Genomic DNA, 11,243 nt, shown 5'->3' on the forward strand with positions numbered 1-11,243 from the left:
CTGTAGAATCATAGGAAAGGATGGCGTTTTTGTATGTCTATTTCTGTATCTGATGAATTACAACTATTTGCAAAGGAAATTGAGAGTCTTTTATCCCCAAATACCCTACAGGATCTTGCTAGAGATGTTGGCTTTGTACAGCGAACAAGTAAGTATCAAGCACAAGATTTAGTAGCTTTATGCGTATGGATAAGCCAAGGTGTAGCGAAAACTTCCTTAACCCAACTTTGCAGCTGTTTAGAAGCATCAACAGCGGTACTTATCAGTCCTGAAGGACTGAATCAACGATTTAACGCCACAGCTGTGCAGTTTCTCCAACAAGTATTAGCCAAACTTCTTGACCAAAAGCTATCTTCATCTATACTTTTTTCTTCGCCATATACTTCTATTTTTAAGCGTATTCGTATCTTAGATTCAACTGCATTTCAACTTCCAGATGTATTTTCATCGAATTATCCAGGTGCAGGAGGATGCAGCCATACAGCGGGAGTAAAGATTCAGCTTGAGTATGATTTATTAAGTGGACAGTTCCTTCATATTCATACAGGACCAGGTAAACAACATGATCGAACCTACGGTTCTTTGTGCGTCCCGACAGTGAAAGCAAATGACCTGTGTATCCGAGATTTAGGTTATTTTCATCTCAAAGATCTTCAACATATACAAGATAAAAAGGCTTACTATATCTCATGTATCAAATCGAATACACGTATTTATCAAAAAAATCCTAAACCTGATTATTTTCAAGATGGCAGAATCAAAAAAGGTACAGAGTATATCCAGATAGATATGGAAGTTGTAATGAACTCTCTTCAGCCAGGATAAACATATGAAATATCCAACGCTTATGTAGGAATGACTGATAAAGTCCCAACTCGTGTGATTGTTCATCGACTAACAAAAGAACAACAAAAAAAACGATTACACGATCAAACTGTAAGAGAAAAAAAGAAAGGAATGAAGTATTCTGCTCGCAGTAAACGGCTTAGTGGTATCAATGTATATATGACAAATACTCCTATAGATATTGTCCCAATGGGACAAGTACATGATTGGTATTCTTTACGTTGGCAAATCGAGATTTTATTTAAAACGTGGAAATCATTCTTTCATATTCATCATTGTAAAAAGATAAAACGAGAACGATTGGAATGCCATTTGTATGGGCGACTAATTGCCATCCTACTCTGTTCTTCTATCATGTTTCAAATGCGCCAATTGCTCCTCACGAAGAAAAAACGAGAGCTCAGTGAGTATAAAGCCGTATATATGATTAAAGACTATTTTCTTCTTCTATTCCAAATTATACAAAAAAACACCCAAGAGCTATCAAAGGTGTTACTTCGCCTGTTCAATCTCCTACAGCAAAACGGGCGAAAATCTCATCGATATGAGAAAAAAACAGTCTTTGATATATTAGGTGTCGTTTACAATTGTACCATGTCTGATAATCAAGCCGCTTAATTCAAAAAGTGAAATCCGTTAGGGTTTATTTCGTATGCAAATCTTTAAATCATCTACACTTGCCCTTTAGAAAAAAGAAACAATCTCGCCTAAAATTGACTTCGCATAATCTTAGCTTGATAGCAATGGGGTACCGCCAGCATTTTGAAAAAAAACCAGGCTAAGCAAAAAATAAAATAAGCCGTCCATTTGGACAGCTCATTTACATAATTATCGTTATCCAAAGTTATCATATTCATGTTTTAAAAGAGAATATACCTTAGAATCGAAATACATACCATTGATCATTACACTTTGTCTCAATGTTCCTTCATATGTCATTTTTAACTTTTGCATAACTCGTTCAGACGCTGTGTTCCTTATGTCGCATCTTCCTTCAATACGATTTAAATCTAATTCTTGAAAGCCAAACTTTATTAGTTCTTCTAAAGCTTCAACGATAACTCCTTTTCCCCAATACAGTGGGTTAATAACGGCTCCTAAAGAAGCGCTACTGTGTGATAATTTCCAGATGCCACAGGTTCCAATAGCTTTCTGATCACCCTTAAAGATAATAGACCATATGAAAGACTTACCTTTCTTAGCTGTGTCCATCGTATTTTCTAAAAAAATACGAGTTTCATCTTTATTTTTGTGTACCTCTCGAGGTACATATGTAGTTGTTTGAGGATCCGAATAGACTTCAAATAAATCATCTAAATCATGAAAATCTAGTTTTTTTAATAAAAGACGCTTTGTTTCTAATTTTGGGATTTTATATGTATCTTCCATACTCTCACCTCAGGTAATCGTTATTTTTATATTATATATCTTATTCATGTAAAGTTTACATAATCTATCATTATCAATAGTCAACGATGCATAAAATTTTCGTTCTGGGGGTAATCGACAATTTTATGCATCGTTAACACAAAATGCTTATTTTAAGTTGCTCACAATGAATTTTTTATATGTTGATTAATTTAAAAACAATTAAGGAAACCACTCCTATAGCTGAGAGTGATTCTTATATATTAAACTTAATTAATTGGTATATATTTCTTAAAACCCTTACTTATGTTTCCATTATAACCATTTTTAGCAAATAATTTATGTGCTTCTATTCTAGTTGCACTACTTAATAAGATAATTTTTGTAAATCCTCGTGCAATTGATATTTCTTCTACATGCTTTAGTAACTTTTCACCTATCCCATTACCTCGAAGATCTTCATTTACAATCACATACTCTAGAACAGCATATGGTCTAAATTAATATCCTGGATCAAGACAAAAAGTCATAAATATGCTTCCTCTAACTCTACAATCTTCCTTCTAATCTTGATTATTATATTCACCTGCACCAATTACCAACTTAATTTCCTTTTGTTTTATAGCCAACAGTTTTACCTCTTATAGTTTTATTCGTATTGCTCCGATTTTTCGGAAAAAATCCGCCAATTAATAATGCCATAACCCAGGCCATTATTAGCATGACATTTGTTTTATTGCTTGCACTTAAACTTAAAGTACTCCACATATAAGAACTACAAAACAAGAACAGAGCGATAATAAAAAGTAGAAACGTCTTAACTCCAACTCTGATGTAAGGTTTCTTCTCGTGCTTCATAATAAAAGTTCTTCTTCCTTTGTTTAATCTAATTACAAACAGCAGCAAGTATACACCAAGTGTAGCTCCCATAACAACAGATATAATTAAGTTGTTTTTTCTCTGCTCTGCGAAGGAGAAGTAACTTTCAGGCCATTTTCCAGTCTCATATTTAATCCATGCGTGGTAAATATCCTGTCTTAAGTCTTTACCATTTTCACTATTCGTGAGGATTACCAATCCATCCTTTGTATTCGGAATGTAGCCATAAAAGGAATGCCAGCCTCGATTATCACCAGAATGATAAATCATTTTCCATTGATTAGATAACTTTGTCTCAAATACCCCCAAACCATTCTCGTCTAATACCGGCTTTTGCATTTCTTCCACACGTTCACTTTTGATGACACCATAACCTTTGCCATTGTGCTCATTGACATCCATACTTGCAAGTATCAGTGCCATCATATCAGTAACATTTGTTTTAAGACCTGCAGCAGCCTGTTCGGTATATTGATAATTCGGGATTTCCTGTCCAAAAAATCCGTAAGCCTTCGAAAGATTAGGGTCTTCGGGACTTTGTCGGAATGAACTAGATTTCATTCCTAAAGGTCTCATAATTTGTTCCTCCATATAACGGTCAAAGGGCATTCCAGTCACCTCTTCGATAACAAGTTGCAAAATTGTATAGCCACTACCAGAGTAAATCGCTTCTGAACCGGGCTTGTTGACAATTTCTACCGGTTCATTATACCATCCTTTTCCAGACAGAGACTCTTCGATAGAATTAAGATCCTTCCCAGGTGCTACCCCTAGGTACCCTTTATGTGGAGGCAACCCTGCAGTATGACTTAATAATCTTCTTATCGTGACTCCATTATTATCGAACTTCGAATTAGGTAATTTCCATTTGTTTAAAAACTTTTCAACAGGATCATCTAATGATAAACGGCCTTCGTCTACAAGATGTAGGACTCCCCAAGCTGTAAGGCTCTTAGACATAGAACCTGCCTGAAATAAAGTATCATCGCTCACCACTTTTTGCTTCTTTTTATCTGCATAACCATAGTTAAGTGTATAAGCAATACGGCCTTCATGTACAATTCCTATTGCAACCCCTGGTACATCGTAGTTTTCCTGCCATTTGGGTACTTGTTCATCCATATTTTTCTTGAAGTTTTCTATATTCCTATCAGTCAACATGCCCGATTCTGCTCTCGCCACTTTCGGGAAAGACAATTCATTCGTAATTAATATGAAAATGAATAAACATAAAACACTTTTAAAAAATTCGCATGTTCTTTTTCTTTTCTTCATCTATTTCACCACTTTTTTCAGAATATTCCCTCCGTTTTTTAGAGTATCTCATTCAAATGTCCAGTTCTATCGATTTTTATTACATAACCTTACAAAATTGTAATAAACACCAATAGCGCTAATTGCTCAGGAGCCTCACTTTCCTTTATCCAAGTAGCAATGAATTTAATCTAGAAACAAGATAATGGGAATCTTATTAGGTTAGCAGCCACATACTCCTCTAGTTAAAACAAAATTGTATCTATATAACAAAAAAACGCTATTCTTTTTGTAGAAATATACAGAAAGGATGGCGTTTTTAGTATGAATTTATCGATTTCTGATGAACTAGAATTGTTTTCTCAAGAATTACAACAATATATTACATTTAATTAGATGATTATTAAAATACATTAAGGAGATTAATATTTGAATAAATTTTCTTAAATATCTTAAATATATAGAAATCGAAAATTCATTTTGTTAACGTTATGAAAAAGAACTGTTTTTTTACAGTAATATACGGACAGGATGGCGTTTTTGGCATGAACTTATCGGCTTTTGATGAACTAGAATTGTTTTCTAAAGAGTTGCAACGATATATGTCACCCCAGAAGGACTGTTATTTTTATTACGCTCTTATACACTTGCAATCACATAGACCTTCACATATAATACATCATATTTTGCTGCTAACTGCTCCAATTTCTTTTCTCTATATTTTGTAACTGTAAAGAAATGAATAATTGGCACCTTTCCGTTATATTTTTGCTTATAAATTTGCGTAAATTCTTCATATTTTTTTAACTTATCTTCATTCACTTTCATTTTCTGTGATCGATCTACTTCGACTGCGTGAAGTATTCCTTCATCGTCACGATACTTCACATCTGGAATAATTCGTTTCTTCTCTCCATTCCTCTTGTATCGTATTTCCATCTCTATCTGCCAATCGTCCGGACAATATAAATGTAACCATGCTTCGTTTCGTAGTAATGCATGAGCCATTTTCCCTTGAGATACCACTGTACCTTCACCAAACAGTGAATGCCCTTCTTTGTTGAGATAATATACATATTCTTTTCCTTGCATCGCTTTGCTAACGTACGGCTTCAAATCACTCATAATCCGGTTTGCATTCCGTATACCGCCCATATCATGGACACACATCAAATGACGTCTTGTTGCAAACTGCAGCTTTCTAATCGTCGCAAGTATCGTCATCTGACGGTTGATTTTCATGTGACTCTGGATGTTCATGCTTCTCCACCTCATATTCTTTTAGATGTTCCCACATGACTTTGTCATCGATATATGGCACTTGCAGTTCTGTGAAGTTTTCCTTCATGTAAATTGCCCTTCCTGGAATAGATGGTAGATGTTCTAATCCAGACTGATCTATAACTACTTCTGATGCAGTACGAGTCGGTAAACGGAAACCGAGTTTTGCATTTGCCATTTGTTTTACTACCCTTGGCAATGTATCGCCAGTTGGATATTGCGTACAAAAGACAATACGGAAGCCTAGTGCCCCTCCCACTCGCGCAATATGACTAAGCATGTATTGGCACTCTTCCAGCATTTTATTATGAGCCCGCGGTAATCCTTTTGCAGGTGCGAGCACTGCCCCTTCATCTACAATAATGAAATACCTATCTCTTTCTTTCGTATGGACGATGTTTTTGATTCCACGTTCTTTCATGTACTTTCCACGTTCACTCATTTTCTCCATTACCTTCATAAGCATGGTGTGTGCTTGTTCCGGCTTTTCAGCAATATACTCCACTTGCTTTAAGTTTTTATATTCGCCAAATTCCAGACCTTCTTCTTTCAAATCAATCAAGTAAAAATGTACATGGTCTGGATTAGCTACAGCTAAGGAAGCAAATAAATTCTTCAAGAACACCGTTTTACCCATACGAATCAAACCGCCGATTGCCATGTGAGGTGTTTTATCGAAGTCATGATATATAATCCGTTCTAAGCTTTGGCCAACTGGAACACACCATTTTCCTTTTGTCACTAAATCGGTAGACCATGACCAATTTGTTGGAATCTCTCTCCTGAACACACGAATATTTAATTTGTAATTATCGTAATCGATTCGTACTGGTTTATTTAATCCTTCACTTACTACATCTTCAACCTTTTGAATAATTTTACTTGGCATGCCCACTGGTAAGGTATACACATAAGTCGTACTCCGATCATCATCGATTTGCTTTTGAAACTTCGGATAATGTAATTTGTCGTCTCGTTTGATTGCAATTCCTGATACCTCAAAGAAGACCTGTATTTTTCGCTTATCATCATTTCTACTTTTGAACTTATCACCGAATAATGTGACTGTTAAACCCGCAGCTGGTACAAGTAATAATTCAATCATTTTCTCCACTCCCCATATACCCTTTATAAGGATATATATCCCTTATTTTTGGAACATAGCCATACATGCCTTTTCTCACTGCCATGTAAATGTCCTACAATTCCATGTAGGTATTCCCTTATAGAAACGCGAAAAGAACATAACGTAGAAGATACAAGAACGAGCCTGTTAATGTGGTGTGCATGGTCATACGTGGAAGCCAATGTGGAACACTCTGCCCCATTTTTTCTGCGACTTTCATCGTAATAACTGACAAACCTGTTGCCGTCCAAACAACTATCGCTTCCCCTACGATTGTCATCTGAATCCCTCTCTTCTTTTTAGTTGTAAACCCTTAGATGTCATAACATGTTGGTACTGATCTATAACTTCTCCCCATTCAAGGATTTCGTCTTCATCTTGATACAAATCATCCATAATATCGTTTGATAATCTGTAATACCCTTTATACTCCTGATTATTAAAAACAGCATACCTTTCCATGTGGTCCACAATCGCATTTGTTTCTTTCTTCCCATTAGAATCCTTATACATTTTTCGTAGTTCCTTTGACGGATAAAGATATGGTGTATCGTTTAAATGGTCATATTGCCAACGCATATAAGCCTGCTCCCTTCTTGGTGTCCTTGATTCCACTTGGTATTCCTCGTGGTCTTGATAAAGGTATATGACCTAGAAAGAAGGATTTTGCATGTCCAATTGAAAAAATAATAAAAAGAACAAGAATTATTTTTATAAGGGAGTGTCCAAATTGAGGAGTCAATTGAAAGAGATTCTAGATAACAAAGGTATAAAATATGGTTTTGTTGCAAAAAAAGCTGGAATTACTAATGCTACTATGACAAATCTGATTAAAGGTGGCATCCCTACTCTACCTGTTGCATATCGTATTGCAAAAGTTCTAGAGCTGCATGTGGAGGATATTTGGTCAGAAGAAAACCCTGCTGATTAATTATTAGCAGGGTTTAATACATATTGAGGCAATGGGTGACGTTCGATAGACTCCATGTACATTTCAGCTAGTCTGGATCCATCGATTAATTCTTTTGCATATTGTTTAGCGCTTTTCGAAAAGCCACCGGTTGAAACAACATATCCACATTTTGCTCCGCGCTTAGCAATATTACTATATACAAGTGCAATTGCCTTGTAAGACATGTCATTACATAAACACTTCACTTGGCCAAGATGGAGAATCATAGAAACGTAGGACTTTAGAGAAGAGAGTTGCAAATAAAGAATACTCAATATTGTTTCTCATCTCCTTCTCCCCTTTACCTCTACGCTATATCAGATTAATTCTTATCCCCCTGTTGAGAACTACGAGAAACGCATATGACATAAACTGTATTTTTTTGAGGAAAGTTTAACCATTTATTGTTATAATTAAATCCGCAATATTTTTCCAGGAGGGTTCCTATGAAGAACAGTAGGATAATGGACATACATACTAGGCACTCCCCTCCTTAATACGTTCATAGAAATATAGAAAGGGTTTATGCGATGGGACAATTTCAAAGTAATTTTCAAGCGGCACAACAAATCGCTACGCAGATGAGAAATGCTTCGGATACAATCCAAAGTGCGACAAATCGTTCTATAAAGAAGGCGACGCGAACTACGCTAACTGTTAATTCCAAAGCGCAGGAAGCGAATCAACAAGCGTTTGATTTGACGAAACAATTTTGCGCCGCCTTTCACCAAGCGGTCGATAATATTCATTCGGTAGCTAAAGAGTTTGAGAGAATAGATAACGAACTTCACAACACTTTTCGCTAATGTGAAAACCTACGTAAAGGAAAAATGGTAGGAGGAAAAAGATGAGTCAAGATATTGAAAACCAAATCAAACAATTAAATCAAAAGTTACGTAGTGTATTCGAAGAACAAGACCGAAATCAATCCGCGATTCAAACTCAGGAGCAAGTAGAAGCAGATTTTCACGAATGGAAAGGTCAAAACAATTGTTTATTTAATCGAATTCTAGAAACTTGGCATAGGGATAGAGAATTATCTCATTTTTTTATGAATATGCGTCAAGAAGCAGGGCACATCGAGCGAAAACTTACATTCAAATTGGAAAACCAAAAAGAAACGTTGCTTAAAGAAAGACGAGACCTGAGTGATTTAGAAAACGACCTTTCCTATCAGCAACAACAATTAGCGAGGGAGGTCAATGCATGAGTTTAAATATGTATTTGGGAGAAGTACAAAGCCAGACTCAAAGCATGAATGCTGTATGTACCGCTACCATTCAAGGTATGGAACAAGCTATTCAGTCAATTGACGCTTTTGCAATTGATACTGTTCTACAAGGCCAAACATATAGTAGTGCAAAAGCATTTTTTGCACAAACCTTTCGTCCTTTAGCGCAAGGAATCATTTACTTATGTGAAGAATTAATTCGTCAGAATGATGCCTTTCCAAGTCAATTTCAATCACAGGTAGCTTCAACTGATGTCATTGAACAAGAAATATTAGAACAAATTCGAGAAATTGACCGAATGAAAACCAGTATGGAAGCTGTCAGTCAAACTATGCCAATCCCAGGTATGGACGCTATGGCGAATCTTTTTATTGCCATGAGGCGCAAACTTCAAGAAAAGTTAGATCATCTGTATCAATTCAATCAGACCTCTAGCAATAACTATAGTACAGCAATTCAATTAGCCGCTAGCATTGCGACGGGTTTGGCGGAAGTCCAAAGCGGAAAAGGCTTTAGTCCTGCAAGTGGCACATTTAGTACGCAAGGGTTGAATATGGAGTGGACTACTTCTATTCAATCGATTATAGAAGAGCGAGCTCATCAAGGCGAGATTAAAGACGTTACTTTGCAAGAACAACAAGCTGCTTTACAGGAGCAAGAAGACAATAGACCATGGTATGAAAAAACAGCCATTGGCGCTTGGGAATTTTTTCAAGGTGTTTGTAATTCAGCTGCTGAAAACTTTTCAGGCGCGGAATTACTGATGGGTGATGAATTAGAAAACAAAACAACCTTTCAAGCTGGAAACCTTGTGGGGAACGTTGTATCAGGAGTAGGATCTATCTTTGAAATTTTGGGTGGTATCGCTCTTGTAACAGGATCTAATGTTGGAACCGTATTGTTAGAAGGAGCAACTTTTGGGCTAGCCTCACCAATTGTTATTCCAGCTGATGTAGCCCTTACAGCAGCTGGAGCGGGTGTTGCTACACATGGTGGATTTGTATGGTATAATACAATTCAAAATAGTATTGATACTCTTCGAAAATTCCAGTCTTCATCGTCTTCTGGTGGTAGTAGTTCTAACCCATCGACATGGAACGAATTTCAAACTGCCAACAAAGGTAAATATAATAAGGATGAAATGAGTAAGGCTTGGGATAAGTATAAAAAAGAAAATGGTATTGAAAGTGACTCAGGCGATAAAACTTACACAAGACCTTCAGGATATAGAAAGGGCGTAAGAGATAAAGTCTGGGACAATGCTAAAAGTGAAGATGGTCACGTAAGAGATCCAATAAACAATGAAATAATGAATAAAGATGAGCCTTGGGATATGGGGCATTTACCAGGTTATGAATTTAGAAAGCATAAAAAAAGTGCTGAAGAAAGAGGAATAACAAGAGAACAGTTTTTAGATGAACATAACAATCCTGATCATTACCGCCCTGAACTTCCGTCATCGAATAGGAGTCATAAAGGTGAGGATTTAACGGATGATTATTTTGGAGACTGAAATTATTAAAAATTATTAGCGAAAGATAGGAGAGTAAAATGGGGATATCAAATGAAAGTAAAATAATTGCTAAATCAGCTTTAAAAACGTTTGGAGGTAATCCTGTTGTTTCTAAATATTGGGATGATAATAGTATAAGTAATATAGATATTTTATCAACAGGAGATAGACCTTGTGAGGGGGTTACATCGTATTCTACTATTGGCTTGCATATGCACTCAATAGGACAATCTATAGATGAAAAGTCTTTACGAGTAGAAATTGTTGGTGCGAGCGCAACAGCTTATAATAATTATGCAAATGTACTAGCAACATGTGCTTTTTATGTAATCAATTCAAAAATGCCAATCTATCCAGGTCAAGTATTTTTGGATGTGTTGAAGTTTTATTATCCTAATAGTGAGATGAAACATATATTTTTTGTGCCACCATTTCTGTGGGAAGATCAGTTACAAACAATGGATTTCCCAGACAAAAAAGTTGCATGGTTGCTTGCCGTCCCAATATCAGAAAAAGAATATTTATTTGCTCAACAAAATGGTTCAAATAAGCTTGAAGATTTATTCGAGCAAAATGACATAGACATTTTCGATATTGAACGAAAGTCTGTACTGTAATATTATACTGAATACTTTATAAGAGTATATTGTTTCTACAAATTATAATTCTCAAACGAATGTGTAATTGGTTTTGAATAAAAAGCACTTAATAATTTATGCAAAATGTATTTAATATGGAAAGCAGAAAATCTAAAGTATGATAAAAAATCCGACTCTTATGAGTCGGATTTTC

11 protein-coding genes and 3 pseudogenes are annotated in these 11,243 nt (G+C 35.8%); 6 read left to right on the forward strand and 8 right to left on the reverse strand.

All coding sequences use genetic code 11. The annotated features are described in order from the left end of the window. Nucleotides 1–33 precede the first annotated feature (33 nt). A pseudogene (locus HRG09_RS22915) lies at nt 34–1,464 on the forward strand (IS4 family transposase). 216 nt (nt 1,465–1,680) lie between these two features. Here the strand turns inward: HRG09_RS22915 and HRG09_RS22920 are convergent. From HRG09_RS22920 to HRG09_RS22950, 7 genes and pseudogenes are all read right to left on the reverse strand, one after another. Beyond that, nucleotides 1,681–2,235 carry a GNAT family N-acetyltransferase gene (locus HRG09_RS22920; RefSeq protein ID WP_174103100.1) on the reverse strand — a complete coding sequence of 185 codons (555 nt, stop codon included), beginning with the start codon at nt 2,233–2,235 and terminating at the stop codon, nt 1,681–1,683. Nucleotides 2,236–2,483: 248 nt separating this feature from the next. Further along, a pseudogene (locus HRG09_RS22925) lies at nt 2,484–2,765 on the reverse strand (GNAT family N-acetyltransferase); the annotation flags it as partial. A gap of 52 nt (nt 2,766–2,817) precedes the next feature. Further along, nucleotides 2,818–4,368 (reverse strand): serine hydrolase, encoded by a 1,551-nt coding sequence (locus HRG09_RS22930; protein ID WP_174103101.1) that lies wholly within the window; start codon nt 4,366–4,368, stop codon nt 2,818–2,820. 618 nt (nt 4,369–4,986) lie between these two features. Continuing rightward, nucleotides 4,987–5,607 (reverse strand): replication-relaxation family protein, encoded by a 621-nt coding sequence (locus HRG09_RS22935; RefSeq protein WP_174103102.1) that lies wholly within the window; start codon nt 5,605–5,607, stop codon nt 4,987–4,989. After that, a complete protein-coding gene (locus tag HRG09_RS22940; RefSeq protein ID WP_174103103.1) occupies nt 5,549–6,733 on the reverse strand; it encodes an FtsK/SpoIIIE domain-containing protein in 1,185 nt (394 codons plus the stop codon). Before HRG09_RS22940 ends, HRG09_RS22935 begins: the two co-directional genes overlap by 59 nt. 118 nt (nt 6,734–6,851) lie before the next feature. After that, a complete protein-coding gene (locus tag HRG09_RS22945) occupies nt 6,852–7,034 on the reverse strand; it encodes a hypothetical protein (protein ID WP_174103104.1) in 183 nt (60 codons plus the stop codon). Further along, the gene (locus HRG09_RS22950) at nt 7,031–7,333 is read right to left on the reverse strand and encodes a hypothetical protein (RefSeq protein WP_174103105.1); all 303 of its coding nucleotides are present in this window, start codon (nt 7,331–7,333) and stop codon (nt 7,031–7,033) included. Before HRG09_RS22950 ends, HRG09_RS22945 begins: the two co-directional genes overlap by 4 nt. 151 nt (nt 7,334–7,484) lie before the next feature. Between HRG09_RS22950 and HRG09_RS22955 the strand changes: the two genes are divergently transcribed. Next, nucleotides 7,485–7,685 (forward strand): helix-turn-helix transcriptional regulator, encoded by a 201-nt coding sequence (locus HRG09_RS22955; protein ID WP_174103106.1) that lies wholly within the window; start codon nt 7,485–7,487, stop codon nt 7,683–7,685. Here HRG09_RS22955 and HRG09_RS22960 read toward each other — a convergent pair. Further along, nucleotides 7,682–7,927: pseudogene (locus HRG09_RS22960) on the reverse strand (restriction endonuclease); the annotation flags it as partial. The gene HRG09_RS22955 and the pseudogene HRG09_RS22960 overlap by 4 nt on opposite strands. 309 nt (nt 7,928–8,236) lie before the next feature. Between HRG09_RS22960 and HRG09_RS22965 the strand changes: the two are divergent. From HRG09_RS22965 to HRG09_RS22985, 4 genes are read left to right on the forward strand one after another with little or no spacing between them, the layout of a single operon-like run. After that, a complete protein-coding gene (locus tag HRG09_RS22965) occupies nt 8,237–8,512 on the forward strand; it encodes a TIGR04197 family type VII secretion effector (protein WP_174103107.1) in 276 nt (91 codons plus the stop codon). Nucleotides 8,513–8,553: 41 nt separating this feature from the next. Continuing rightward, nucleotides 8,554–8,916 (forward strand): DUF3958 family protein, encoded by a 363-nt coding sequence (locus tag HRG09_RS22970; RefSeq protein WP_174103108.1) that lies wholly within the window; start codon nt 8,554–8,556, stop codon nt 8,914–8,916. After that, the gene (locus tag HRG09_RS29745) at nt 8,913–10,451 is read left to right on the forward strand and encodes a GH-E family nuclease (RefSeq protein WP_217448144.1); all 1,539 of its coding nucleotides are present in this window, start codon (nt 8,913–8,915) and stop codon (nt 10,449–10,451) included. The genes HRG09_RS22970 and HRG09_RS29745 overlap by 4 nt, the downstream gene beginning before the upstream one ends. Before the next feature lie 38 nt (nt 10,452–10,489). Beyond that, complete coding sequence (locus HRG09_RS22985) at nt 10,490–11,068, forward strand: suppressor of fused domain protein (RefSeq protein ID WP_174103109.1); 579 nt, start codon at nt 10,490–10,492, stop codon at nt 11,066–11,068. Nucleotides 11,069–11,243: the final 175 nt, after the last annotated feature.

It is taken from the genome of Bacillus sp. Xin1, from assembly GCF_013314535.1.
Taxonomy (GTDB): Bacteria; Bacillota; Bacilli; order Bacillales; family Bacillaceae_G; genus Bacillus_A.